General features: G+C 70.9%; 20 protein-coding genes and 1 pseudogene. 10 read left to right on the top strand and 11 right to left on the bottom strand.

Features of this window, described 5'->3' with window-relative positions; genetic code table 11:
- Window positions 1-433: 433 nt before the first annotated feature.
- Window positions 434-808: a MerR family transcriptional regulator gene (locus O4U47_RS17150; protein ID WP_270678884.1), complete on the bottom strand. Its 375-nt coding sequence runs from the start codon at window positions 806-808 to the stop codon at window positions 434-436.
- A gap of 104 nt (window positions 809-912) precedes the next feature.
- Here O4U47_RS17150 and O4U47_RS17145 point away from each other — a divergent pair, with 104 nt between their 5' ends.
- The 4 genes from O4U47_RS17145 (at window position 913) to O4U47_RS17130 (ending at window position 6,078) form a co-directional block, all read left to right on the top strand.
- A complete protein-coding gene (locus O4U47_RS17145; protein WP_270678883.1) occupies window positions 913-2,427 on the top strand; it encodes an MFS transporter in 1,515 nt (504 codons plus the stop codon).
- 121 nt (window positions 2,428-2,548) lie between these two features.
- Entirely contained in the window at window positions 2,549-2,959 is a 411-nt protein-coding gene (locus tag O4U47_RS17140; protein ID WP_270678882.1) for a hypothetical protein, read from the top strand.
- 22 nt (window positions 2,960-2,981) lie between these two features.
- Window positions 2,982-5,531 (top strand): TPR repeat region-containing protein, encoded by a 2,550-nt coding sequence (locus tag O4U47_RS17135; protein ID WP_270678881.1) that lies wholly within the window; start codon window positions 2,982-2,984, stop codon window positions 5,529-5,531.
- A gap of 13 nt (window positions 5,532-5,544) precedes the next feature.
- On the top strand, window positions 5,545-6,078 hold the full coding sequence (locus O4U47_RS17130) for a hypothetical protein (protein WP_270678880.1): 534 nt from the start codon (window positions 5,545-5,547) through the stop codon (window positions 6,076-6,078).
- Between the two features lie 108 nt (window positions 6,079-6,186).
- On the opposite strand, the gene O4U47_RS17125 is transcribed toward O4U47_RS17130, so the two are convergent.
- Both O4U47_RS17125 and eccCa read right to left on the bottom strand, forming a co-directional pair.
- Window positions 6,187-7,191, bottom strand: a complete 1,005-nt coding sequence (locus O4U47_RS17125; protein ID WP_270678879.1) for a hypothetical protein — start codon at window positions 7,189-7,191, stop codon at window positions 6,187-6,189.
- Window positions 7,192-7,210: 19 nt separating this feature from the next.
- Window positions 7,211-11,089 (bottom strand): type VII secretion protein EccCa, encoded by a 3,879-nt coding sequence (gene eccCa / locus O4U47_RS17120; RefSeq protein WP_270678886.1) that lies wholly within the window; start codon window positions 11,087-11,089, stop codon window positions 7,211-7,213.
- Between the two features lie 275 nt (window positions 11,090-11,364).
- Between eccCa and eccD the strand changes: the two genes are divergently transcribed.
- Window positions 11,365-12,705, top strand: a complete 1,341-nt coding sequence (gene eccD / locus O4U47_RS17115; RefSeq protein ID WP_270678878.1) for a type VII secretion integral membrane protein EccD — start codon at window positions 11,365-11,367, stop codon at window positions 12,703-12,705.
- A gap of 31 nt (window positions 12,706-12,736) precedes the next feature.
- Here eccD and O4U47_RS17110 read toward each other — a convergent pair whose 3' ends face one another.
- The gene (locus tag O4U47_RS17110; protein ID WP_270678877.1) at window positions 12,737-14,206 is read right to left on the bottom strand and encodes an MFS transporter; all 1,470 of its coding nucleotides are present in this window, start codon (window positions 14,204-14,206) and stop codon (window positions 12,737-12,739) included.
- 60 nt (window positions 14,207-14,266) lie between these two features.
- Between O4U47_RS17110 and O4U47_RS17105 the strand changes: the two are divergent.
- Window positions 14,267-14,548: pseudogene (locus O4U47_RS17105) on the top strand (MarR family winged helix-turn-helix transcriptional regulator); the annotation flags it as partial.
- Here the strand turns inward: O4U47_RS17105 and O4U47_RS31300 are convergent.
- Genes O4U47_RS31300 through O4U47_RS17090 form a run of 3 tightly spaced genes read right to left on the bottom strand, consistent with a single transcriptional unit; the run spans window position 14,547 to window position 17,412 of the window.
- A complete protein-coding gene (locus O4U47_RS31300) occupies window positions 14,547-15,422 on the bottom strand; it encodes an ABC transporter ATP-binding protein (protein ID WP_408638985.1) in 876 nt (291 codons plus the stop codon). The pseudogene O4U47_RS17105 and the gene O4U47_RS31300 overlap by 2 nt on opposite strands.
- Window positions 15,419-16,450: a FecCD family ABC transporter permease gene (locus O4U47_RS17095; protein ID WP_270678875.1), complete on the bottom strand. Its 1,032-nt coding sequence runs from the start codon at window positions 16,448-16,450 to the stop codon at window positions 15,419-15,421. Before O4U47_RS17095 ends, O4U47_RS31300 begins: the two co-directional genes overlap by 4 nt.
- Complete coding sequence (locus O4U47_RS17090) at window positions 16,447-17,412, bottom strand: ABC transporter substrate-binding protein (protein WP_270678874.1); 966 nt, start codon at window positions 17,410-17,412, stop codon at window positions 16,447-16,449. The genes O4U47_RS17095 and O4U47_RS17090 overlap by 4 nt, the downstream gene beginning before the upstream one ends.
- A gap of 180 nt (window positions 17,413-17,592) precedes the next feature.
- Here O4U47_RS17090 and O4U47_RS17085 point away from each other — a divergent pair, with 180 nt between their 5' ends.
- The 4 genes from O4U47_RS17085 to O4U47_RS17070 all read left to right on the top strand — a co-directional run bounded on the left by O4U47_RS17085 (window position 17,593) and on the right by O4U47_RS17070 (window position 20,815).
- The gene (locus tag O4U47_RS17085) at window positions 17,593-17,931 is read left to right on the top strand and encodes a hypothetical protein (protein ID WP_270678873.1); all 339 of its coding nucleotides are present in this window, start codon (window positions 17,593-17,595) and stop codon (window positions 17,929-17,931) included.
- 36 nt (window positions 17,932-17,967) lie between these two features.
- The gene (locus O4U47_RS17080) at window positions 17,968-18,258 is read left to right on the top strand and encodes a WXG100 family type VII secretion target (RefSeq protein ID WP_270678872.1); all 291 of its coding nucleotides are present in this window, start codon (window positions 17,968-17,970) and stop codon (window positions 18,256-18,258) included.
- Window positions 18,259-18,335: 77 nt separating this feature from the next.
- Window positions 18,336-18,623, top strand: a complete 288-nt coding sequence (locus tag O4U47_RS17075) for a hypothetical protein (RefSeq protein WP_270678885.1) — start codon at window positions 18,336-18,338, stop codon at window positions 18,621-18,623.
- Window positions 18,620-20,815 (top strand): protein kinase domain-containing protein, encoded by a 2,196-nt coding sequence (locus O4U47_RS17070; protein ID WP_270678871.1) that lies wholly within the window; start codon window positions 18,620-18,622, stop codon window positions 20,813-20,815. The genes O4U47_RS17075 and O4U47_RS17070 overlap by 4 nt, the downstream gene beginning before the upstream one ends.
- A gap of 79 nt (window positions 20,816-20,894) precedes the next feature.
- Here O4U47_RS17070 and O4U47_RS17065 read toward each other — a convergent pair whose 3' ends face one another.
- The 4 genes from O4U47_RS17065 to O4U47_RS17050 all read right to left on the bottom strand — a co-directional run bounded on the left by O4U47_RS17065 (window position 20,895) and on the right by O4U47_RS17050 (window position 25,610).
- Window positions 20,895-22,055, bottom strand: a complete 1,161-nt coding sequence (locus O4U47_RS17065) for a S8 family peptidase (RefSeq protein WP_270678870.1) — start codon at window positions 22,053-22,055, stop codon at window positions 20,895-20,897.
- Window positions 22,056-22,374: 319 nt separating this feature from the next.
- Entirely contained in the window at window positions 22,375-23,541 is a 1,167-nt protein-coding gene (locus O4U47_RS17060) for a S8 family peptidase (protein ID WP_270678869.1), read from the bottom strand.
- Window positions 23,542-23,864: 323 nt separating this feature from the next.
- Window positions 23,865-24,248 (bottom strand): hypothetical protein, encoded by a 384-nt coding sequence (locus O4U47_RS17055; protein WP_270678868.1) that lies wholly within the window; start codon window positions 24,246-24,248, stop codon window positions 23,865-23,867.
- 459 nt (window positions 24,249-24,707) lie between these two features.
- Window positions 24,708-25,610, bottom strand: coding sequence for a PrsW family intramembrane metalloprotease (locus tag O4U47_RS17050; protein WP_270678867.1), 903 nt, complete (start codon window positions 25,608-25,610; stop codon window positions 24,708-24,710).
- Between the last annotated feature and the right edge of the window lie 51 nt (window positions 25,611-25,661).

Below are 25,661 nucleotides of genomic sequence, written 5' to 3'. Positions count from 1 at the left end.
TAGAACAGGGGTACGACAGAACGGGGACGGATCTGGCCCCTGTGGGAAAACCACGGAACCCCAGGCCAGAGGCCTCAAGATCACCCCCGGGCAGGAGCAGGGGCTCGGACGGCGGAGGGGGCGGGTGCCGCGCGGGCGCGCCCACCCGCCCCGCCCGGTCCAGCCCTGACTCGCCCCCTCGCCCTTCCGGGAGCATCCGGCTCTGTCTCTTCGGGCCCTCCCGGGTGGCGAAATGGACGCTTCGAGGCGGATCGGGTGGCGGATCCGCCACGCAGGATCGCGGAACCCTTCAACCCGCGCCCGATATGCCCGGATTGCGCCTCCCGGTCCCCCCTCTCCGCCCACCTGGACCGCGAGGGGTCCAGCGGACGGTGAGCAGGCCCGGGGAACCACCCTGCTCACTCCGTCGCTGCCACACGGTGGGTGACCCGTCCTACACCGCGACCTCGTCGGCCTCCTTGGGCGCGGCGTCGATGATCATGTCGAGCAACGATTGCGAGGAGCGCAGGTCCTCGATCTTGGCGGCCATCGACTCCCGGGCCGTGGCGAGCTCGGTGACCATCTCGGCGCAGGTGGGCTCCGGGGTCTCGGCGTCCCCGCGGAAGCAGTGGAGGACCTGGGCGATCAGCTCGGTGGTGAGGCCGGCGGCGATGAGCGTCCTGATCCTCCGCACGACCAGCACGTCCCCCTCCTCGTACTCGCGGTACCCGCTCGGGCGCCGCTGTGGGGCCAGCAGGTTCTGCTCCTCGTAATAGCGCAGGGACCGGATGCTGACGCCGGTCCGGCGGGCGAGCTCTCCGATGCGCATCGTGGGGACCTCCCGGGCTTGACTCTCACATCGGCGTCAGACTTTAGCGTCGTCGCGTCAGCGGGTCATGGGCCGTGTGATCCGCGTGCCCGAAGGGAGAACGCATGGACGCGACGACGCCGGTCCGCGCCGGGCGGCGCGAGTGGATCGGCCTCGGGGTTCTCGCCCTGCCGACCGTGGTCCTGTCGATGGACCTCACGGTCCTGCACCTCGCGGCCCCGACGCTGAGTGCGGAGCTGCGGCCGACCGGAACGCAGCTCCTGTGGATCCTGGACGTCTACGGATTCATGGTCGCGGGGTTCCTCCTGGTGATGGGAAACCTGGGGGACCGGATCGGGCGCAGGCGGCTGCTGTTCATCGGGGCGGGGGCGTTCGCCGCCGCGTCGGTGCTCGCCGCCTACGCGCCCACCGTGGAGTCGCTGATCGCGGCGCGGGCGCTGCTCGGGGTGGCGGGCGCGACACTGATGCCTTCGACGCTCGCCCTTCTCACCGACATGTTCCACGCCCCTGGGCAGCGGACGTTCGCCATCGCCGTGTGGATGACGAGTTTCACCGCGGGGGAGGCGGTCGGCCCGCTGGTCGGTGGCGCGGTGCTGGAGGTGTTCTGGTGGGGCGCGATCTTCCTCATCGGGGTGCCGGTAATGGCCCTGCTATTGGTGGTGGGCCCCTTCCTGCTTCCGGAGTCCGCCGAGAGACTGCCCGGGCGCCTTGACATCGCCAGCGCCGTGCTGCTCATCGCGTCGGTCCTGCCGCTGGTGTACGGCGTGAAGAAGCTGGCCCTGTCAGGTACGGGCGTGGAGGCCGTCGGCTGGATCGTGCTGGGCCTGGCGACGGGGGCGCTCTTCGGTCGGCGTCAGCTGCGCATGGACGACCCGATGATGGACCTGCGCCTGTTCAGGCTGCCCGCGTTCACCATCGGGCTCGGGACCCAGCTGGGCGCGGTGGCGGCGATCGCGGGGAGCCAGTTGCTGGTGCTGCAGTACCTGCAGTCGGTGCTGGGGCTCTCGCCCCTTCAGGCGGGGCTGTGGACAGTCCCGTCGATCGCGCTCGGCATCGCGGCGACGCTTCTGGCCCCCAGGACGGTGAAGTACGTGCGGCCGGGGGCCGTGGTCGGCGTGTGCTTGGCCGCGGCGGCCGTCGGTGCGGGAATCCTCGCCGCCACCGCTCCGATGATGAGCCTGCCGCTGACCATCGTCGGCTTCACCGTGCTCTACACGGGCGTCACGCCGACACTCGCGCTGCTGACGGACCTGATCGTGAGCGCGGCGCCGAAGGAGCGGGCGGGCATGGCATCAGGCGTGGCGGAGAGCGGGGCCGAGTTCGGCCTCGCGGGCGGAATGGCCCTGATCGGCACGGCGGCCATGGCGGTTTACCAGGCGGGCCTGACCAGCGGGGCGCCTGCCGCCTTGGACGAAGCGTCCTTGGACAGCGCAAAGGAGACCGTCGGCGCAGGCGTTGAGACCGCTGAATCAGTGGGAGGGAGCACCGGATCGGCACTGCTGGAGGCGGTCCACGTCGCCTACGCGGACGGTCTCCAGATGGCGGCTGTGCTGGGCACTGCCCTGCTCAGTACAGGCGCGGTGATGGCATTCAGGATCCATCGACAGAGATTTGGGTGAAGCCGTAGGTAAAGGTGCAGGCAGTTGCGGGGTGAGGACGCCTTAAGAGCATGGCCGGAACCGGACTCAATGAACGGTTACCTCCATCGTAGCCGCATGCACACAAGGTGTATCTTGTGGCATGGCGCCCATGCAGCGCAAAGCGCACCTTATTGGAATCGCTATCCCCGTCGGCGAATTCGCCCCCTGGAGGTTGGAAGTGGGAAACGAATACGGAGTGGACCCGACCGGTGCTTCAGCTAAGGCACAAAGTACCCGCTCGGCGGCCGAAGGAATGCAGGGCTTGAAAGCCGCCTTTGTGGCGGCAATGGAAGATGCAGAGGAAGCGGTTGGTAAAAATCCGGGCGTAGGGGGTTACGCTGACTATTCAGAAGGACAGGAAAAGGAAATGCTCAATGTCGAAGAGCATTCTCTGGGGGCAGCCGATGATGTCGACGGAGCGAACTATGAAGTAACTGGAGCGGATGAGGAATCCGCAGAAGGATACCAAGCATCCGGCATGAGCCTATCACGAGGAATTTCGGCTTACTGAGATTTATTGAAGAGGAAGTACGATGATCGTCGAGTTCACCTATAAGAAGCCCGATGCCGAATCGCGATCGGTCATGGGAGCGGCAAAACATCTCTGGGCAGTATGTGAGATCCTGACCGGTCAGGCCGGTGATGTCCGAGGAGAACTCACTGGTGCTGCAATGGAGTTTTCCGACCTCATCGCGGACCCGATTAAACAGACAGGGGTCTATAACGAGCGGATGTGGATGAGGGCCGCTACAGGGATCATGCACCCGGCATTGATTACGGAAAAATGGTCCTCGGATCTAGAATGGTACGACGATGAAATCAAAAAATTGAAGTCCGCGGCTGAATATTACCGAGTCAATATTTTCGGCCCTCTCGGGCATCCTGCTCTTTTCACTGATAGCGATAAGCTGGATGAATATAATACAAAAATGCAAGAGTTGAATCATCGGGCGAAAAAAGCTTGGGATGAACTCGAAGAAAGAGGGGAAGGTTGTGCGAGTGAGCTTCGGATGGGATGGCATGCCGTTTCAGTAAAAAAGCTCGGTGAACACCTCGACCTAGGGTGGCTCCCCTATAACATTGAGGGTCCGGGGATGCCTGTTCCCGTGGATGCCGAAGAAGGTGAGCAGATGGCTAGGGAGATGGAGGAATATGCTGACGGGAAACCGCTAGACGATCGATATTATGAAATTGTTGCTGCGCTCACTGCGGTGAATGCCCATCGAGCGGAGATGCAAAGGAGAGGAGAAAAGCAACTCGACTCAGACGTCATTGACTTCTTGGATTCCTTCCTTAATGGGTTGAGCGGTATAGAGGAAAGAGGCGATGACGGGTGGGCCCTTCAGGGTGCACTTGCCTTTCCGGACCTTCTCGACGACATGGGGCTGGCTGATGATGAAGGGAACCCAACAGAGGAAGGACAGGAGCTTCTTGATGTGCTTGGTGAGAGCATCCTTACTCTGTCGAACACGGACTATGGAGGAGGATTCGAGCGTCTTCCGGAAGAGATCCAAAGCGTGGTCTACGGACCGCGTGAATACGGGTACGTGAGAGAAGAAAGCGGCACAAGAAGAGAGATTATCTCCGAATGGGATGGAAATGTTCGTGCGCTTTCCGTGCTGTTCGGAGGCATTGATGAAAACTTGGAAGGAGGGCGTGGCTTCTCAAGGGCTTTGACGACGGCGCTGGGGAATGAATTCCAAGGCCTGGATGATGAGGAGTCGGTACTGACGCTGCTCGAGGTTAGTACAAGGAACGAGGACGCGAATTATGACATCCTTACCGGCCAGTTTGATCATAAACACTATGATAGCGACCCGTCAGAGCTTATCAAGAACTTGTTCACTTATGACTGGAGTGATAGGGGCGAAGTCGCATCTGGCCTGATCGACTGGATCGCTGATGACGCAGTTCATGACGATCCAGAGTACAGGAAAAGAGCCGGCGAGGCTGCCGCTGCTTTCATGGATGTCGTCACGTCGGACGACATGTATGACGCGTTCACGAATACGGGAGAAACGGCTTATACCCTTAGTGGAGAGAGAGTAGAAAATGCCTCGTTCGCTGTAATCAACCCAAAGGTAGGGTATAGCCTTGCGGAAATATACGAGGGTTACATTACGAGCTTCGGCGGCCTGGCTGATTTCCAGGACCAGTCGGGGACCAGTAATGTCGATGGTGTTGGAGAGTATCATCCTAAGACCCACATGATCGAAATGGACGAAGGCTCAGCACTTCGATTCATGCAATATGTCGTAGGTGACGCACGAGCTGCTGCACGTGCAGCAGCGGCTACGGATTATTATATATCCGCCGAAATTGAGGCGGGGTTGCACACGGGAAACCCGGTCGATGCGGGAAATAGAAGTGGAACCATCGGCGGACTCTTTCAGGCTGCACTCGAGAATGAAGCTGAAAACCGCAACCTGGGCCTTGAGGAAACGAATGAAAGAAACAAGAAAATCGCTACGGGAGCGGTAGAGGTCGGGAAGACGGCTGCTTCCTTCATCCCCAAGGTAGGGGACGCCGTAGCTTTGGGAATGGAACTGGGGAAGGCGCCACTGGTTGATTGGGCATTTCCTACGCCAGGTGAGGCGTCCTACGCAGCCGAAGACTTCGGGGCAATGTTTGGTGAGGAGGAGATCAAGCGCAGAATGCAGGTCCAAACCATCGATTACGTTGTGGCGGGTGATGACGGAGTGATAACCGAAGAGGAAATCAAGGAATTGGGGGACAGTGGGGAAACCCTGGAAACGCTTGGTGTCATTGTCGAAGATGGTGACGGCTATCGTGTTGAACAGGACCCGGGTAAGTGGAACGTAGGAAACGTCGATCTGAATGAGGAAGGGCGTTCAACCGACCTTGGAGTGCTTGACACGGTATTGGAGAACGCGACTCGAAATGAAATGACTATCGATCACCCTCAACCTGTTGTGCCGGGGGGCGATCAAACCACGGCAGATGGTTTTGTTGAAATGTTTACTGATAAATATCGAATCCGAAATGAAGGGATTATGGACGAGTACGGGGTGGGTTCGACTGAGGAGTACAAGGACAACCAGCAACGAGGTAAAAGTGAGTAGATTTTTCAGCGCGGTGGCGACGATGCTCGCAGCTGCTCTGGCCGCATCTTGCTCGTACACACCTGATGCCGAAGTTCCCGGTGATGGGGGCGCCGGTGCCGACGTATCTCCATCTCCGAAGGTGGGGGAAGAGTGGGTAAGAAGGCACGTGGTGGTGTATGCCATCGATGAGATGGTCCGGTCTGAAACGTCGGGTGAATACAGGAAGATAATCGAAGGCGAAGGAAACTACCCGTGGGGCGGGCAAAGCGCCCTTGAATTCGGAGGAATCATCTCGGATGAGGAGGGCGGCAACTACTCTGTGGATGTCCACTATTATCGCAGCGACCGATACCTGTCGGTTACGGATGAGTGGCTCGGTGAGTATCTAGGGAAGTTGGACAATGAATTGTATAGGATCGCCGCGGAGGATTCCATTAAATTTTGCGGCCAAAGTCGAGCGATCTCGGAAATCGCCGATGGGTATATTGCGGACAGGTTGGGCGAGCTCGAGAGTCGGGATGAATACGATTCCGACATCAAGGAATATTTGGATTGTGGCGAGTAGGGAGGGTGGGTGATCTTTGTGTTTTACGTCCAGCGCACGGCCACTGGGTGGCCGGTCATCGACGCGTCCCTAGGGGCGTCGAAGACTTCTTCTGTCTGCTGGGTTCCCTCACCCACGTCCATTCGATACCAGGCCTCGTCGGTCTGGAGGAGGACCGCGTCGTGTTTCTCGTTCGGCATGTACTGACGCAAGGTCCCCTCTCCCTCCAGGAGGGGGGGTCTCGGTGAAACCCGTCCCCCCTTCGTTGATTTCCAGGAGGGATGCACCTGTGTTGGTCGCTTGGCCGGCGGGGGTCCCCTCGTCGGATGGGGTCACGATCACCGTGCCGCCTCCCCATACGGGTGCTCCGCTCACGTGCTGGAGCTGCGCTCCGCCCTTCATCAGCGTCGCGTTCATGATGGTGTCGCCGCTCTTGCGGACGGTCAGGTTCGACCCGGCTTCGCCTGGGACCGACTGGACCGGGGCCTTCTCTCGTACGTGGAGTTCTCCGCCGGGGGACACCGCCCACTCGGACGGGACTCCGTTCTCGTCGAAGGGGACCGTGCCCTCCTGTGATGGGCTCGTGGTCGGGTCGTCCATCGGCACCGACATCACCTGGAACGAGCTGGCCTGGCCCTCCGCCGCTCTGGACGCGAACCACAGGCGGTCGCCCTGGATGCGCGGGTCCGTCCACACTTCAGCGGGGGGCGTCTCCAACGAGGCCGCGGGCTTGTAGACGTACTCGCCCTCTTCGTTTTCCACAAGCTGTGCGATCTGCACCGTCTGGTCGCCCGGAGGGGAGTACACGAAGTAGTTCCAATCCTCCGAGAACTGCGCCCACACCGGGATCCCCGAGGCCATCGGGTCCACCGCCCCCTCAGGGAGGGGGAACACGTCCGTCTCCTCGCCGCTCTCCGGGTCCAGGAACACCAGTGCCTGGTCCTGTTCCGGGTCGCCGCCGTCGTACCCCCGGTACAGGAGCGCCAGCCCGGTCGGCGGCCCGGACGAGCCCTCGCCTCCGCCCGAGCCGCTTCCGCCCCCGGTCGTGTCCGCCCCTGTGCTGCATGCGGTCGCCACCACGAGGGCGAGGCCGGTGGCCGCGAAAAGGCGCACGTGTTGGAGCACTCGTTGCATGGGTGATCGCTCTCCTGGATTACTCGGGCGGCTCGCTCCAGGCCACCTGCACCTGCTCGGCCGGGCGCCCCCGGCGGGCCAGCAGCGCCCGTCCCTGGGGGAGCTGCCTCGACACCACGCCGTTCGCCAGCCGCCCCTCGGCCCGGTCGCCGGAGAACAGCATGCCGGGGGTCGACATGTCGCCCAGCGCCTGGAGGACGGGCTCGAACATCGCCCTCGACGTCCCGCCGGTGCGCCGGGCCGTCACCATGTGGAACCCGATGTCCCTGCCCTGCGGCAGGAACTCGGCCAGCGCCGCCAGCGGGCTGTTGCGCCCCGCCACCAGGTCCATGTCGTCCACGACCACGAACAGCTCCAGCCCCTTCCACCAGCTCCGCTCCCGGAGCTGCTTGGGAGTGACGTCCGCGCCGGGCAGCCGCTCGCGCAGCGACCCCGCGAGGTCGGCGGCGACCGCCTTGGTCTGGTCCGGTGACGTGCAGTACGCCAGCAGGTGCTCCTCGCCGACCAGCCCCAGGTGCGCGCGGCGGTAGTCCACCAGCACGATCCCCACCTCGCTCGCCGGGCGCGCGGCCACCTGCCGCAGCAGCGCCCGCAGCAGGGCCGACTTGCCGGTCTGCGGGTCCCCGAACACCACCAGGTGCGGGTCCTCGTCGAACATCATCCGGGCCGGCTCCAGGTCCCGCTCGGCCACTCCCATGACCAGGCTCTTGTCGTGGGCCTGCACCCGGCCGCGGCGCTTGCGCGGCTTGGGCAGCAGCTCGTCGAGGGCGACCCGGTCGGGCAGCGTGCGCACCCGCTGCACCGGCCCCTGCTTCCAGCGCGCCGACGCGCGGGCCACCAGGTCGCGCACCCCCTCGGCGAGGTCCGCGTCGCCGGCGGTGCCGTCGACGCGGGGCAGCGCGATGTGCGCGGTGTTCTCGTCGGCCAGCAGCGCCCGGCCCGGGACGTCCTTCGGCAGCTCCTCGGCGAGCTTGCGGTCGATGCCCGAGTCGAACGGGTCGGTCAGGCGCAGCTCGATCCGGCCGCCGAACAGCGCCTGCAGGCGGCTGCGCACCTGGGAGCTCGCCGCCCCCGTCACCAGGGTGTGCACGCCCAGGGCGGGCCCGCGCGAGGCGATGTCCATGAGCATGTCGTCCGCGTCGTCGAACGTCTCCCGTACCGACGCCCAGCCGTCGATGAGCAGGAACACGTCGCCGACGAACCCGCCGGGCAGCCTCCCGTCCGCGCGGGCCTGCCGCATGGACGCGGGGGAGTCCAGGCCCGCCTGCTGGAACACGCGCTCCCGCCGCTCCAGCTGTCCGCGCACGTCGGTGAGGATGCGTCGCACCCGCTCGGGGTCGGCCCGCCCGGCCACCCCGGCCACGTGCGGCAGGTCCGCGAACGCCGCCAGCCCGCCGCCGCCGAAGTCGACGGCGTACACCCCGACCCGCCCCGGCGGGTACCGCCAGGCCAGCGAGGCGACGAGGGTGCGCAGCAGGGTCGACTTGCCGCTCTGCGGCCCGCCGAGCACGATCATGTTCCCCTCGCCGCCGGTGAAGTCCAGCTCGGCGGGGACCTGCCGCTGCTCGCGGGGGATGTCGGTGAGCCCGACGACGGCCTTCACCTCGGCGGGGTCCGGCTCCTGCGGGGCGGTGTCAGGGGAGCCCAGGACCCGGTCGAGGGGCAGGGCCGCGGGCAGCGGCGGCAGCCACACCGGGCGCACCGGCGGCGCCCCCGCCGCGGCGATCCGGTCGACGGCGACCTGGAGGGTGGTGCGGGCCTGCTCGTCCTCGGCCGCCTGCTCCTCCGCCCCGGCGACCGGGTCGGCCAGGACCGGCCCCAGCCCGTTGTAGGAGATGAGGGGCAGGACCGGGTCCTCCTCGGTCTTCACCTCGGCGGGCGGCGTGTAGGGCTGGGACACCATCGCCGCCTTGAACCGCTCGAACACCGAGGTGTCCACCTTGAGGTAGCCCGACCCGGGCTCGGGCGGCAGGTGGTAGGCGTCGCCCACCCCGATGGCCTCGCGGCTCTCCGCCTCGGAGAAGGTGCGCAGCCCGATCCGGTAGGACAGGTGCGACTCCAGGCCCTTGATCTTGCCCGACTCCAGCCGCTGGGTGGCCAGCAGCAGGTGCACCCCGATCGACCGCCCGATGCGCCCGATCGCCACGAACAGCTCGGCGAAGTCGGGGTGGGCGGTGAGCAGCTCGGAGAACTCGTCGATGATGACGAGCAGGTGGGGGAGGGGTTCCAGGTCGGTCCGCCCCGACGCGCGCGCCTGGTCGTAGGCGTGCACGTTGGGCAGGGCGCCCGCGTCCTTGAGGAGCTGCTGGCGGCGGGTGAGCTCGCCGTACATGGCCTCGCGGAAGCGCAGCACCAGCCCGTCGTCGTCGGCGAGGTTGGTGATCAGCCCGGCGCTGTGCGGCAGCCGGTCGGTGTCGGCGAAGGTCGCCCCGCCCTTGAAGTCGACCAGCAGCAGCGCCAGCTTGTCCGGCGGGTGGTTGACCGCCAGCGACGCCACCAGGGTGCGCAGCATCTCCGACTTGCCGGAGCCGGTGGCGCCGACGACCAGGCCGTGCGGCCCCATGCCGCCGAACGCCGACTCCTTCAGGTCCAGCAGCACCGGCGCCCCGGTGGGGCCCGCCCCGATGGGCACCCGCAGGAAGTCGCCGGTGCTCCGGGGCCGCCAGGTGCGGCGCGGGTCGAGCCGCGCGACGTCGGGCACCCCCAGGATCTCCGGCAGGCCCACGGTCCCGTGCAGGGCGTCGGCGCTGTCGGCCGCGGCCAGCCGCAGCGGCGCCAGCTGGTGCGCCAGGGTGGTCAGCAGCGCCGCCCCGGCCCGGTCGGCGGTGCCCCGCAGCGGCGCGGCCGGATCCGGCCCCGGCGTGTCCTCGTCCTGGGCGAGGGCCCCGTCGGCGCCGACGGTCAGCCGCAGGTCGACGTGCTCGGGCTCCTCGCGCCGGACGCCCAGCAGCATGACGACGTGGATCCCCAGCTGCGCCAGGCCGGTCACGGGCGGCTCGGCGGACAGCCCGGACAGCACCGTCTGGAACTCGCCGTCGACGACGAGCACGAGGCGGCGGGTGCCCGGGCCGGGCCGGGCACCGCGGCGGCGCTGCAGGTCCACGGTGCGCTGCTCGATCTCGGCGGAGAGCAGCTCGGCCATCTCCAGGGTGGTCCCCGCGACCAGGCGGGTGGTGTAGGCGGGGCCGCCGACCCCCTCCAGGCCGTCGGCGGCGTTGTGCGGCAGCCACTTGAGCCAGTCCCACTCGGCGAGCAGGCGCTCGTGCCGGACGACGCCCAGGCGCACGTCCTCCGGCGCGGAGGAGGCGATGAGCTGGGCGGCGAGCGCGCGGGCCGCGTCCCGCCCGGCGGAGCGGTCGCCCACGATCGACACCACGCCGAGCTCTTCGAGCGGCAGGACCAGCGGCTCCTCGGGCACGTGCGCGTAGAGCTCGACGAGCTGGTCGGCCAGGCCCTGGCAGACGGGGTCGTAGACGATGAGCGGGCTGGAGGTGTCGACCTTCAGGCTCAGCGGGCGGGCGAGGGGCCGGGTGCCGGTCCCCACGCGCAGCCGCAGGAAGTCGGGGTCGCCGCCGCGGCGCTCCCAGCGGCGGGCGGGCAGCCGCACCGTCTCGGTGAGCAGGTGCGGCGCCGGGTGCAGGAAGGCGCCGCCCGCGCGCTGGGTCGCGGCGACCCCCCGGACGGTCTCCCGGAGCCGGTCCAGGTACTCCAGGTACCGTTCGCGCTGCTCGCGGATGCGTTTGCGGGGCCCGTTGTGCTGGGCGGTGAACATGACGATGCCCACGACCACGCTGGCGACCATGACCAGGGCGGCGGCCGCCGCGTACAGCGGCCGGTTGCCCATGGTGACGGCCATCAGCAGCGATCCCGAGCCGCTGATCACCGGCATGATGATCATCGCGAACGAGCTGTTGGAGGGCGGGTTGTCCGGCAGCTGCGGCGGGGGCGCGATGACCAGCGGGTCGGTGCCCGGATCGGGAACGGAGTGGCGCGCGGGACGGTGGACCAGTGTTGTCGCCACGGCGAACTCTTTCGTGCACCTGGGAACGGAGAGGAGCGGGATTGCTACGGTGATGATCCCGCAATTCGTCGTTTTCGCCTAATTCGCTGCGCACGGTCGGCACCGGCCCGACCACGGTGCGCACCCGCTCGTGTGCAAAGGATCGGACGGACGTGAGTGGTTACTGTCGGGTGAAGGTCGCCGGCCCGCAGCGCTGGGCGGACCTCGCGCTGCCCGGGACCGTCCCGGTGGCGAGCCTGCTTCCGCAGGTCATCGAGGTCTGCTCGCCGGAGGCCGACGGTACCCGGCCCGCCGGGTGGGCGCTGGTCGACGGCGCCGGGGCCCACATCCCGCCGGAGGGCACCCTGGAGTCGGCCGGGGTGGCGGACGGCGCCGTGCTCGCCCTGCGCCCGGTGACCGCCCCCGAGCGGCCCTCGCACGTGGACGACGTGCGCGGGGCCGTGGAGGACCGGGTCGACGGGACCGGCGGCATCTGGGACTCCTCGGCCACGTTCGCCTTCGGCCTGCTGCTGGCCGGAACCGGCCCGCTGGCGGTGCTCGCCGTGATGGAGTACCTGCGCCCCTGGCCGGGCAACATCGGCGTGGCCGCCGCCGGGGCGCTGTTCACCCTGGTGCTGGCGGTGTTCGCGGGGCGGCGGCGCATGTCCGCCGTCGCCGCAGTGCTGCTGGGGGCGGCGTGCCTGTGGGGCGCGGCCGTGGGGGTCCTGGCGGTGCTGCTGTTCTCCGGGGCCCAGCCGCTGGCGCTGGCCGCATTCGGCCTCGCCGGGGCGCTCCTGGTGGCGGCCGTCGGGTGGGCGCTGGACGAGTCGGGGCTGGCGTACCTGTCGGCGCTGGGGGTGCTGACCGCCGCGGGCGGGGTGCTCGCCGGTGTGGGCACGTTCACCGACCCCGCGCAGGGGGTGCGGGCCGCGTCGGTGGCGCTGGTGCTGGCCGTGGGCGCGCTGCCGCGGGTCGCCCTGGTGATGGGCGGCCTGTCCGCGCTGGACTACGAGGTGCGGCACTCCGGCCAGGTGGAGACCGGCCGGTTCGAGGAGACCCTGACCTCCAGCGACCGGCTGCTGCTCGGGCTGGTGCTGGGCACCGCGGTGGCGGGGGCGCTGACCGTGCCGCTGCTGGCGGCGGTCGGCGGCGGGGTCCCGGACGTGCTGCTGGCGGCGCTGGTGGCGGTGCTGCTGGTGTTCCGGTCGCGGCTGTTCGACCGGGTCCGGCACGCGCTCCCGCTGCGCCTGGGCGGGGCGCTGGGGGTGGGCGCGGCGGCGGTCGGCGCCTACGGCCTGCTCCCGGCGCTGGGCCCGTGGCTTCCGGCGCTGGCCCTGGCGGCGGGCGCGGTGCTGGCGCTGCTCAGCCGGATCCGCCTGGCGGAGGTGCCGCGGGCCTCGCTGCGCCGCACGCTGAACGGGATCGAGATCGTGGCCGTGGTCGCGGTGTGCGCGGTGCTGGCCTGGTCGATGGGGTTGTTCGCGCTGGTGGCGCGGCTGACCGGGTCGATCTGACCCGGTCGGCCGCGCCGCGGTCCGGCCCTGCTCAGCCGCGCCGCCGCACCAGCAGCGGCACCAGGGTCAGGGCCGCGCCCGCCAGCGCCACGGCGGTGACGAACCCCAGGCCGGGCCGGAAGGCCTCCAGCATCGCGGCCGGTCCGCCGTCCGCGCCCGCGCCCGCGCCGGTGGCGTGGTCGACGGCGACGACGGCCGTGGTGACCGCGAGGACGACGGCCCCGCCGAGCTGCCCGGAGGTCTGCACCAGCCCGGCGGCCAGCCCCTGCTCGTCGTCGTGCACCCCGGCGGTGGCCTGCACGTTGATGGCGGGGAAGCCGAGGGCGAAGCCGCCGCCGAGCAGCAGCGCGGTGGGCAGGATCATGGTGGCGTACACCGGGTCGGTGTCCACCCGCAGGAAGAGCAGGTATCCGGCGGACAGGGAGACGAGCCCGGCGACGATGAGGCGGGGCGTGCCCACCCGGTCGATCAGCCGGTCGGAGAAGAAGGCGCTGAGGGCGACCAGCAGGCCGGTGGGCAGCAGGGCCAGCGCCATCTCCAGCGGGGTGCGGCCCAGCGCCTGCTGCAGGAACAGGGTCAGCAGGAACTGGAAGCTGGCGAAGGAGCCGAACAGGGCCATCATCGCCAGGTTGGCCCGCACCAGGGTGCCGCTGCGCAGGATGCCCAGCCGGACCAGGGGGTGGGCCACCCGCCGCTCGATGAGGACGAAGGAGGCGGCCAGCGCCGCGGCCGCGGTGAACAGGCCGAGGGTGAGCGGGTGGGACCAGCCGCGCTCGGGCGCGGTGACCACCGTGTAGACGAGCACCAGCAGGGCGCCGGTGGAGGCGGCGGCGCCGGGCAGGTCGTACCCGCCGGTGGCGGCGGGGCGGTCGCGGGGGATGAGGAAGTACCCGGTGACCAGCGCGGCGGCGGCGAAGGGGACGGGGAAGAAGAAGGTCCACTCCCAGCCCAGGCGGGTCATCAGGCCGCCGAAGATCAGCCCGGAGGAGAAGCCGCTGGCGCCGAAGACGGTGTACACGCTCAGGGCGCGGTTGCGGTCTGGGCCCTCGGTGAAGTTCGTGGTGATGATGGACAGGCCGGTGGGGGCGGTGAAGGCGGCGGCCACGCCCTTGGCGAAGCGCAGGGCGATGAGCAGTCCGGGGCTGTCGGTCAGCCCGCCGAGCAGCGAGGCCAGCGCGAAGGCGGCCAGTGCGGCGAGGAACACCCGGCGGCGGCCGAGCAGGTCGGCGGTGCGCCCGCCGAGCAGCAGCAGGCCGCCGAACCCGAGCACGTAGCCGGAGACGACCCACTGCAGTCCGGCGGTGCCCATGCCCAGGTCGGCCCCGATGGAGGGGAGCGCGACGTTGATCATCGACACGTCGAGGGCGTCGAGGAAGAGCGCCAGGCACAGCACGATGAGCAGGCCCCAGGTGCGGACGTTCCAGCCCTGGGGGTGCGGGGACGGAGGGGTCGGACGGGAGGGCGGCGTCGCGGTGGACGCCGGTGCGGCCGATGTGGTCATGGCCGGAGACCTTACATGCGCGTGCATCAAATGTCGACGCATTAAATGCTTGGACATTAAATGTTCGGGCATGTTAAGATCCGCGCCATGAGCCCGACACGCGAGGCCGCCCTCGTCGCCCGCTGGCGCGAGGTGCTCTCCTGCTACAGCGACCTGTCGTGCGCGCTGGACCGGGACCTCCAGGAGCGCCACGGCATCGGGATGAGCGACTTCGAGGTCCTGGACCTGCTCATGTCCGCCGACGGCGGCAAGGTCCGGATGCAGGAGCTCGGCGAGCGCGTGTACCTGAGCCAGAGCGCGCTGTCCCGCTCGGTGGCCCGCCTGGAGAAGCAGGGCCTGGTCACCCGCGCCATGTGCGACCAGGACCGCCGCGCCCTGTTCGTCCAGTGCACCGGCGAGGGCCGCGCTCTCCACACCGAGGCGTGCCCGACCCACCGCGCCCTGCTGGAGCGCCGACTGGGCGGGTGAGCAGCCGCAGCCGCCCGGTCACCGGGTCGGGCAGCAGCGTGCCCTCCAGCCCGAACACCGCGCGCAGCGGCTCGGGCGCGAACACCTCCTCGGGCGGCCCGGCCGCCGCCACCCGGCCCGCCCGCATCGCCACCACCCGGTCGGCGTAGCCCGCCGCCAGGTCCAGGGTGTGCAGGGCGGCGAGCACGGTGGTGCCCAGCCCCGCCACCAGCTCCAGCACCGCGAACTGGTGGTGCGGGTCCAGGTGGTTGGTGGGCTCGTCGAGCACCAGCAGGCGCGGCCGCTGGGCGAGCGCGCGGGCCAGTAGCACCCGCTGCCGCTCGCCGCCGGACAGCCGGGACAGCGGACGGTCCGCCAACACGGCGCAGCCGGTGAGCTCCAGCGCCTCGGCGACCGCCGCCCGGTCCGCGGCGCCGAGGCCGCCGAAGGGGCCGGTGTGCGGGACGCGCCCGAGGGCCACCGCCTCACGGGCGGTGAAGTCGAACCCGCCGTCCTGGTCCTGGCCGAGCACGCCCACCCGGCGCGCGGCCTCCCGCGGGTCCAGCCCGAGCAGGTCCTCCTCACCCAGCAGCAGGCGCCCGGCGCGCGGGCGCAGCGCCCGGTAGACGGTCTTCAGCAGGGTGGACTTGCCGCTGCCGTTGGGGCCCACGAGCGCGGTGAAGGACCCCTCGGGCACGTCGGCGTCGACGCCCTCCACCGCCGGGAGCCGGGACCACCCGGCGGTGAGCCCCCGGATGCGCAGCCTCATCGGCCCACCCCCGACCGGGCGCCGCGCAGCGCCGCGACGAGGAACGGCACCCCCACCACGGCGGTCAGGATGCCGATCGGCAGCTCGGTGGGGCGCAGCGCGGTGCGCGCGGCCAGGTCGGCCGCCACCAGCATCAGCGCGCCCAGCAGGGCGGCGGTCGGCAGCACCCGGCGGTGCCCGGCCCCCACCAGCGGCCGCGCCAGGTTGGGCACGACCAGCCCGACGAACCCGATCGCCCCGGCCACCGCCACCACGGCCCCGGTGAGCAGTGCCGCCGCTCCGAACAGGACGGCGCGGGCGCGGTCGGCGCGCACGCCCAGGGCCGCGGCGCCCTCGGCGCCCAGGGCGAGCGCGTCCAGCGTCCGCGCGCGGGCGGTCAGCACGGCCGACAGGACCGTGACCACGGCCGCGCAGCCCAGCGCCAGCGGCCAGCGGGCGCCGGCCAGGCTGCCCAGGAGCCAGAACAGCACCTGCTGCTGGGCATCGCCGGAGGCCTGGCGCAGCACCATGAAGGACGTCGCCCCGCCGAGCAGCTGGCCCACGGCCACGCCCACCAGCACCAGCCGCAGCGGTTCCGCCGTGCCGTGCGCCCGGGCCAGCGCGAACACCGCGGCACCGGCGGCGGCCGCCCCCGCGAAGGCGGCGCCGGGCAGGACGAGCGGCCCGGCGGCGGCACCGCCGAAGGCGGCCATGGCCAGGACGGCGCCCGTGCTCGCCCCCGAGGAGAGCCCGAGGAGGTGCGGGTCGGCCACGGGGTTGCGCACCAGCGCCTGGACCACCGCCCCGGCGACCGCCAGGCCCGCGCCGACGAACACGGCCTGGAGGGCGCGCGGCCCGCGCAGCTCCCAGACGATGTAGGCCTCGGGGGAGTCGGCGGGCGCGGAGGAGGAGAGCCGGTCGGCGACGATGCGCACGACCTCCTGCGGCGGGAGGGGGACGGCCCCGACGCCGATCGACAGCGGGACCGCCGCGGCGACCGCGGCCGTGAGCGCCCCGAGCAGCAGGGGGAAGGGGATGCGGGGCGTCACGGGCGGCCCCCCGCGCCGTGCAGGGCCTCGGACAAATCGGCCACGGCCTCGGCGTTGAGCACGCTGGGCGAGGTGACGATGGACTGCGGGAGCACGGCGAACCGCTCCTCCCGGGCCGCGGTGGTGCGGGACAGCACGGGGTGCTCCAGGACCGCGTCGACCAGCTCCCGCCCGCTGAGGCCGCTGAACCCGGTGAGCACCAGGATCGCCTCCGGGTCGCGGCGCACCACCTCCTCGGGGGACAGGTCGGCGATGCGCAGCGGGACGTCCCCGGCGATGTTCTCGCCGCCGGCCAGCGTGATCACCCCGTTGGCCGTCCCGCGGCCCCCGACCGTGGAGACGCCCTGGCCGCTGCCGGGGACGACGGAGACCGACAGCACCCGGACCGGACCGGCGCCCGGTCCGGACGCGGCCCGGCCGACCCGTTCGCGCATCCGGGCGGTGAGCGCGGCGCCGTTCCCGGGGACCCCGAACACCTCGGCGGTGTCCTCGATGAAGGCGTAGGTGGCGGACAGGTCCTCCGTGGTCCCCGGCGGGTCGCAGGCCGCGTGCGCGGCGATGCCCGCGGCCGCCAGCTCCTCGGCGGTCGGCGTGCCGTCGAAGGCGCCGAACTGGTAGGAGGAGACCCCCATCACCAGGTCGGGCTCGGCGGCGATCACCGCCTCCCGGTTGCCGGTGCCCTCGTCGACGACGGGGATGCGGTCGAAGGCGGCCCGCTCGTCGGCGGGGAAGGCGTCGAAGAAGTCGGGGGCGGCGGTGCCGACGACGGTGCCGCCGACGCCGAGCTCGGTGAGCAGCGCGGCGGACCCGCCGTCCATCGTGACCACCCGTTCGGGCGGAGCGTCCAGGTCGGGCCGGGGAGGGCAGCCGTCGTCGCGGCCGCCGTCCGGTGCGGCGCACGCGGCCAGGAGGACGGCGGCGGCCGCGGCCGCCGCCACCGGGGGCAGGTGTCGACGTGTCATGCATCGGGTGTCGGACGGTGCCCCGGAACGGTTCCGGGACGGACGCGCTTCGGCACGATCAGTGGGACACATGTCCGGATCCGGCCGGGGTGAGGGGCTTCTGTGTCGGTAGGGGCCGTTAACCTCTGAGTGAGCTCCCGAGTGTGCGGAGTGACCCTTGACACCCCCAGGAGGACACCAGTGGCCAACCATGTCGGTCTGACGGAGGCGGACGCCCTCGGAAAGGGCGGCGAAGAGCTCGGGATCTCCTCGGAGGGGCTCTACCAGCGGCTCAACAACCTCATCCAGGACATGGAGCGGGACGGCGAGGCCCTGCAGGGCAACGCCCTCGCCAAGTTCCGCGAGGCCCGCAACGAGCTCACCCAGCGGTTCGACGAGCTGATGACCTGGTGCAGCAACAACGGCATCAAGCTCAACGAGGGCCAGCGCGAATTCACCGCCACCGACCAGGACTCCGGCGACACCTTCGCCTCCGCGGGCAAGGAGGCCGGCGGCCTCTCCCGCCCGGTCAACGCCTGAGCCCCCTTCCCCCACCCCGACAGGAGCGAGAAGACCGTGAGCAACTTCGAGGTCTACGGCAACGTCTCCGGTCTGCAGGACCTGAGCGGCGCCCAGCAGGAGCACCTCACCCGCTTCAAGGCGATCATGGACGACATCCGGTCGCAGTCCGAGACCACCGTGAACAAGTGGGAGGGCTCGGGCAACGACCGGTTCAAGGCCAAGGCGGAGGAGTTCGACACCCAGTTCGCCGCCGTCAACGACGCCTTCGCCAAGGTCATCCAGGCCACCGACGACGCCGCGAGCAACTACGGCCGGCTGAGCAACCGCCTGAACAACCTCTTCTGATCCCCGTAGGACCCGTGACCCCGCCGTCTTCCACCCCGCCCCCGCCGACCGCCCCGCAGCAGGACCCGGCGCAGCGGATGCCCGAGGCCTTCCACTACACCCCCAACGCCGAGCAGTACGTGCTGCAGGCCGACGCGCTGCGCCGCCGCCAGCTCCGCGCCGCGATCCTGTACGGGTCCAGCCGGTACTGGCGGCGCCGCCAGGCGGTCTGGCCCGCCGTCGTCGGCGGGATCATCCTCATCGCCCTGATCTGCGGGGGCATCGCGGTGCACGCGGCCTTCGAGAAGCAGCAGCAGATCAACGAGGAGCGCCGGGACGGCGGCCGGCAGACCGGGCCGGTGTTCGGCGGCCAGGCGGAGAGGTGAGCGCGCAGATGTCCGGGGGCGCCCCGCAGACGGTGCAGGTGCCGGGGTTCCGGGAACCGGTCCTGGCCTACCGGGGGCGGCAGGCCCAGGTGTTCAGGGCGGTCAGCGAGCGCACCGGCGCCGCCGTCGCCCTGAAGGCGGTGCACGGCGCCGGGGGCTACGAGGAGATCACCCGCCTGCGCGACCTCGGCGGCGCCCGCGGCGTGGTCCCGCTGCTGGACGTCGCGCGCGCGGCGACCGGTGAGCCGGTCCTGGTCATGCCGTTCCAGCCGGACGGCTCCCACGCCGACATCCTCGCCCGCAGCGGCCCGGTCGACCTGCCCGAGGCGGTCCGCGCCGGGCGCGCGGCGGCGGGCGCCCTGGCCGCGCTGCACGCCTCCGGGCTGCTCCACAACGACGTCGTGCCCAGCAACATCCTGCGCTCGGGCACCTCGGCGGTGCTGACCGACTTCGGCTCGGCCGCCCCGTTCGGCTCACCGGCGCCGCGCCTGCGCACCAGCTCCGAGCTGGTGTTCCACGCCCCGCCGGAGATCCTCCGGGGGCAGGAGGCGGTCCCCGCCTCGGACGTCTACCAGCTCGCCTCGGCCCTGTGGACGGCCATCGCCGGGCGGGTGCCCTTCGCCGAGTGGGACGGCAGCCGCCCCGATCCGAAGCAGTACGCCCGCACCGCGCTGCGCGAGCCCGCGCCGGACCTGCCGCTGCCCGGCGTGCCGCGCCCGGTGAACGCGCTGCTGATGGGGGCGATGGCCAAGGATCCCGCGGCCCGCCCGGCCACCCCGGCCGAGTTCGACGAGGAGCTGGGGCGCCTGTGGGCGGCGGTGGGCACCTCCTACGGTTCGGTGACCCCGCCGAGCGGGACGCTTCCGCCCCCGCCTGCGTCGGCGCCCGCCCCGGAACCGAAGCCGTCGCAGAGCCCTCCGCCGGAGGCGGCGGTGACGCGCGAGCCGCTGTGGCCGTCGGGGCCGCACGTGCCGCCCTCCCCGGCCCCTCGTGCCGAGCCCCCTTCGTCGAGTCCGTCGGATACGTCGTCCTCGGCTGAAGTGCCGCCGCGTCCACCTGAGAAGGACGAGAGCGACGCGGCCGCTCCTCCGAAGGGGGAGGCCGCCGCCTCCGCCGTCGCCTCTCCTTCCGGCCCGACCGTCATCGACATCGGGCTCACCGGTGAGTTCCGCCGTAAGGGCCCCACCCGGCCCTCGCGCAAGGTCGGGCGTCGTCCCAAGTCCAAGCCCATCCCTGGGCTGGACGCCCCGGCGGAGAACGAAGCGGCGCCGCAGCCGCCTGCCCCGGAGGGACCGGCCGCGGTCCCGGCGGTGCCGTTGGACCAGGCGCGTGACCTCTACTCCCGCCAGGCCTGGCAGCGGCTCAAGGGGTGGACCGGCGGTCCCGACACCGCGCCGCTCCCCGGTGCCGGAGGCCAGGCCGCGGGCTCCGTCCGCGCGCCCGCGCACGGCGAGTCCCCCGAGGATCCCGAGGGCTACGAGCACCCCGTCGGTCCCGTGCGGCCGCCCCGGTGGCGTCGGCACATGCACATCGGCGCGGCGGCGGCCTCCGTCGTCGTCCTCGCCTCCCTCCTCGGCGCCGGGAGCGTCGCCCGCCCCGGCACCGGCTTCACCGCCGCCGGTGCGGAGACCGCGCGGACGTCCGCGGGCTCCGGCGGCGGAGAGGAACAGGACACGAAGGACGGGGAGAAGCAGGCGAAGGGGGACGGGGACGGGAGCGGGAAGGACGCCGCCGCCCCCGATCCCCCCTCCGGCGTCTCCCTGGAGGACGGCCTCACCACGGTCGAGGTCACCTGGCAGGACGCCTCCGGCGGGACGGCCCGCTACTTCGTCGTCGGCGGCGTCGAGGGGAGCCCGCCCGCCACCCTCGCCCGCACCGGGCCCGGCGTGACGAGCGCCCAGGTCCCCACCGACAGCGGGACCGCCGAGTACTGCTTCACCGTCGTCGCCGTCGACGGCGGGTCCGCCGCCGCGGACGAGGCCTGCACCGATCGGGCCGGCGCCCGCGCCCAGGCCCAGGCCGAGCAGCAACGGCAGGAGGAGGAAGAGGCGGCGCAGGAGGAGGAGAAGGCCGAGGAGGAGAAGGAGGAGTCCGGGGAGGGCATCTCCTCCGGTGTCGGTTCCGGAGCCGAAGGGTCCGGGGCCGGACGCCTGGAGGACGGCCGGTCCGAACCTCTCACGGACGGTTCCTGACACGGGGACGGCCCCGGCGGCGGGCGCCGGGGCCGTCCTGGTCACCGCGGTGGCGGGGACTGGTAGGCGAGCGGGGTTCCTACAGGCCCTCGACGTTCAGCAGCAGGTTCGGGGTGCCCGAGGGCGCGCCCGAGATCTTGTCCTGCCCGGCGTTGTCCGTCAGCCAGCCCTGGACGGTGTCCTGGTCGGCCTGGCCGTTGGCGTCCTTGTACAGCGCCGCCGCCCCGGCCACGTGCGGGCTGGCCATCGAGGTGCCGCTGAAGCTCTCGTAGCCGCCGCCGGGGACGGAGGACTCCACGTCCACCCCGGGCGCGTAGATGTCCACGGCGTCCCCGTAGTTGGAGAACGACGCGTGCGAGTCGCCGCTGTCCGAGGCCGCCACCGTCGTCACGCCGGACGCGCGCGCGGGGGACACGTTGTTCGCGTCCTGGGACTCGTTGCCCGCCGCCACCGCGACGAACACCCCGGTGGACGCCAGGTTGTTCACCGCGTCGTCGACCGCCTGGGAGGCGGGGCCGCCGAGCGACAGGTTGGCCACCGAGCCCTCGGGCGCGTTCTCGGCCACCCAGTCGATGCCGGCGATGACGTCGGCGTAGGAGCCGCTGCCGTCGTCGCCGAGCACCTTGACCCCGTGCAGGTCCGCCTCGGGTGCCACGCCGACGCTCTCGCCGCCGATGGTCCCGGCGACGTGGGTGCCGTGCCCCTGGCCGTCGGACCCGTCGCCGCCGGTGGCGTCGAAGGCCGCGTCGGCGCGCCCGCCGAACTCGGGGTGGCCCGCGTCGATGCCGGTGTCGATGATGTAGGCGTCGACGCCCGCGCCGGTCGCCGTGGTGGTGTAGGAGTCGTCCAGCGGCAGGTCCGCCTGGTCGATCCGGTCGAGGCCCCAGGGGATGGAGGCCTCGGCCCGACCGGCCTGCTCGATGTAGGCGACGTCGGGGTCGGTGCGGACCTCGTCCAGCTCGGACGAGCTGAGCTCGGCGGCGTAGCCGGAGAACACCTCGGAGTAGGTGTGCTCGACGTCGTTGGAGGCGATCCCGAAGCGCTCGCTGTCGCGTTGGGTCGCCTGCGACCCGTCCTTGAGGACGACGATCCACTCGCCGGAGACGGCCTCGGAGCTGGTGTAGAGGGGGGCGAGCTCGTCGGCGGCGGCCGCGGCCCCGCCCAGAAGCGCCGTGGGGATCGCGAGCAGGCTCGCCGTGGCGAGACCGATCGCGGTGCGCTTCACAGACACGTGCTTCACGTACTCCTCCTTGTGGGAGCTTTCCGTGCATGTCGGGTTTCGGCATGCGGTCGGGGACATTAGTCCCGGGCGCACAGGGGCGAACAGGGTCTTCACGATCAGTGACATCGTTCGGAAAGCGGGGTTAACGGTCGACATCGTGTGCAGCCTGCGACGGCTTTCGGTGTCAAGGTGTTCAATGTGGCAGGATGCGGCCAGTTGGGCGGGTAAACCGAAGGGTGAATATTGCGTCCCGTGATCACGCCGGGACGCGAGAGGCGCCGCCCCCGCGGACGGGGACGGCGCCGTGTGCGGCCCATGGGCCGGCGGAGTCCGGCGGTTACAGGCCGGAGACGTTGAGCAGCAGGTTCGGCGTCGACCACGGGACCCCGGTGAGCGTGCCCGAGCTCCCGTCGCTCAGCAGGCGGTTCTGCACGGCCTGCGGGGTCGACCCGGGGGACGCCTCCAGCACCAGGGCCCCGGCGCCCGCGACGTGCGGGCTGGCCATCGAGGTGCCGCTGTAGGTGTCGTAGCCGCCGCCGGGGACGGAGGACTCCACGTCCACGCCGGGCGCGTAGATCTCCACGGCGCTGCCCCAGTTGGTGAACGAGGCCGACCGGTCGTTCCGGTCCGATGCCGCCACGGTCGTCACCTTCGCCGCGCGTGCGGGCGAGTACCACGAGGCGAGCCACCCGTCGTTGCCCGCGGCGACCGCGGTGAAGACGCCGGAGTCCACCAGGTTGTTCACCGCGTCGTCCACGGCCTGGGAGCCGGGCCCGCCGAGGGACATGTTGGCGACGGAGCCGTCGGGGGCGTTCTGGGCGACCCAGTCGATGCCGGCGATGACGTCGGCGTAGGAGCCGCTGCCGTCGTCGCCGAGCACCTTGACCCCGTGCAGGTCCGCACCGGGTGCCACGCCGACGCTCTCGCCGCCGATGGTCCCGGCGACGTGGGTGCCGTGGCCCTGGCGGTCGATGCCGTCGCCGCCGGTGGCGTCGAAGGCCACGTCGGCGCGCCCGCCGAACTCGGGGTGGTCCGGCGCGATGCCGGTGTCGATGATGTAGGCGTCGACGCCCGCGCCGGTGGCGTCGGTGTCGTAGGTGCCGTTCAGCGGCAGGTCCGCCTGGTCGATCCGGTCCAGGCCCCACGGGACGTCGGTGGTGGAGGCCCGCCCCACCTGTTCGACGTAGGCGACGTCGGGGTCGGAGCGGACCTCGTCCAGTTCGGACGAGGACAGGTCGGCCGAGTAGCCGTCGAGCACCTCGGTGAAGACGTGCTCGACGTCCTGGGCCCCGGTGGCCCGGGCGGTGGAGGCGCTGGCGGAGACGCCGTCCTCGAAGACGACGATCCACTGGCCGTCGACGGCGTTCTCGGCGGTGTGCAGCGGGGCGGGTTCGGCGTGCGCGGCGGGGCCGCCGATGAGGACGAGCGGAACGGCCAGGGCGCCGGCGGCGGCGATCCCGATCGGGGTCCTCAGGGCCGTGGAGCGGTGGGGGATGGGAGCCACGTTCTCCTCCTCGTGGGAGCAGTGGGGGACAGGTGGCCTGCGGCGCCGCCGGGTTCGGCGGCGCTGGCGGGACCATAGGCACGCCGGTGGAGCGGGGGCCAGGGCCGCCCATGCGCGGGTGTGAGCGCGCACACGCTGCGGGGACGGGCGCCGCCAGCGCCGCCCCGGCCTGTCAAGGCGGGTCCGCTGGCAGGATCCGGCCAGGGCGGGAGGGGGCGGGAAGGGAACCGCAGGGGCGCCGCCGGAGTCGGATCAGGCGTGGATGCACACGAGAGCGCCGCCCTCCCGAGGGGGGAGGGCGGCGCCGGGAAGCCGGGGGCCGCTCAGGCGGCGGTGAGGCTGTGCGCGTGGTGCCGGCCGCGCTCGAAGGGGCGGCGCGCCGACGTCGGCGACGAGGAGGGGTAGAGCATCGCCGCGGCCCCGGCGGGGTCGCAGGCGGGGTGGGTGACCGTGTCACCGAGGTAGTCGTTCCAGATGAACTTGCCGTCGCGGCACCAGACGTTGATGCCGCGCATCACCGAGATCACGGCCATCTCACTGGTTCCGGCCCGGTACATCGGGCGGACGGCGGAGGACACCAGCTCGTCCCAGAGCGCCTTGACGGCCGACTCGGCGCAGAAGGCGTGGCGCGGTCTGTGCTTGACCCGCTTGGCCAGGGCCGCCTTGGCCTTGTTGGCCCGGGGGTTGTTCAACCGCCAGTGACTCAACGACGTCTCCCGGTGTCTCGGCTGCCGCGGTGGAGGGTGCCGCTCCTTTTCGATGCGGCCACGGTTCCGCGGCCCCGGAGACCGCGGGCGCTTGACCCGTGATCTCCGCAAAGGTCGGCGAGGAACGGTGCGCTCGTTACCTCGCAGTTATTCTTTGCGATCCGGATAGTAGCAGGATCGACCCCCTAGGGGTCGAGGCCCTCAAATGTGGTCCACGTCACATCCAGGGGATCGGGGAATGGTCGACCGCTTCGGTGTCACCGCAGGTGGGAATGGGTGTATCGAACGGGCGTGCGTCAAACCGAACGGGTGCTCCTCCCCTGGGGGGAGGGTGGGGAAACCGCCTCGGGGGCGGCGGTATCGCCTGGTGTGCGCGCCGTATGACCCTTGGTGGTGTGATGGGGGTCTCTCGGCCGTTTCGTGGGTCGGGCTTGACGTGCGGGGGCGTTCACCCGGCGGCTACCGGGCGGCCGTCCGCACCAGGGAGAACAGCCAGACGATCCCCAGCACCGCCACGACGGCCATGCCCGCGATGTCCATGGCCAGGATCAGCGAGGCCTGGTAGGGCAGGATCTCGGGGACCCGCCCCGTCTCCAGCAACTGCACCTGCCACGGCTGCCCGGTCAGCACGAGCGCGAACAGCGCGGACAGTGAGTGCACCGAGTCCCAGAGGCCGTGCAGCAGGGACACCCCGAGGTAGGTCAGCAGCACCCGCACGGTGATCCGCCAGTGGCCGCCGGAGACCGCGGCGAAGAGCACGCCGCCCAGCACCGCCGTCCACAGCCCGTGGCCGACCGGGGTGAGCAGGCCCCGCATCACCTCGGTCTGCACCAGTGCGGCCAGGTCCAGCCCCCGCTCGGTGAGCATCGCGTTCATCGCGTACCCGGCGCTCTCGAAGGCGGCGAAGCCGAACCCGACGGTGGCGCCCAGCACCATGCCGTCGCGCATCGTCACCCGCGTCATGTGCCGGGCCACGAACACCAGGGCGGCGAGCTTGACCCCCTCCTCGATCAGCCCCACGCCGATGTAGGTGAAGGGGGACTGGCGCAGCAGGTAGGACTCCAGCAGCGAGGCGCCCAGGATGCCGAGCACCCCGCCGACGATGAACGCGCGGAACAGCAGCTCGGGGGTGGCGTTCTCGCCCCGCCGGTGCTCGTAGGCCCAGGTGACGAAGGTGACGGGGACGAGGAAGCTGCCCAGCAGGATCACCGTGGGCACCAGCGTGGAGTTGCCGGTGAGCAGGGTCACCGCGACCGTCGCCACCCACAGCGCCAGGCCGGTCGCGAGCAGGGCGGGCCAGGCGCGCCGGTGCCGCGCGGGGCGGGTCTGGGGCGGCGTGTACGGGCTGGTGGGCGGCTGCATGGGATCCCCCTCGGCCGGAGGTGGCGGACAGGGGGATCGTCCCAGGGCGGC

Source organism: Nocardiopsis suaedae (assembly GCF_027706745.1).
GTDB lineage: Bacteria > Actinomycetota > Actinomycetes > Streptosporangiales > Streptosporangiaceae > Nocardiopsis_A > Nocardiopsis_A suaedae.
The sequence above is the reverse complement of the archived record's forward strand: the minus strand, read 5'-3'. Positions and strand labels throughout refer to the sequence as shown.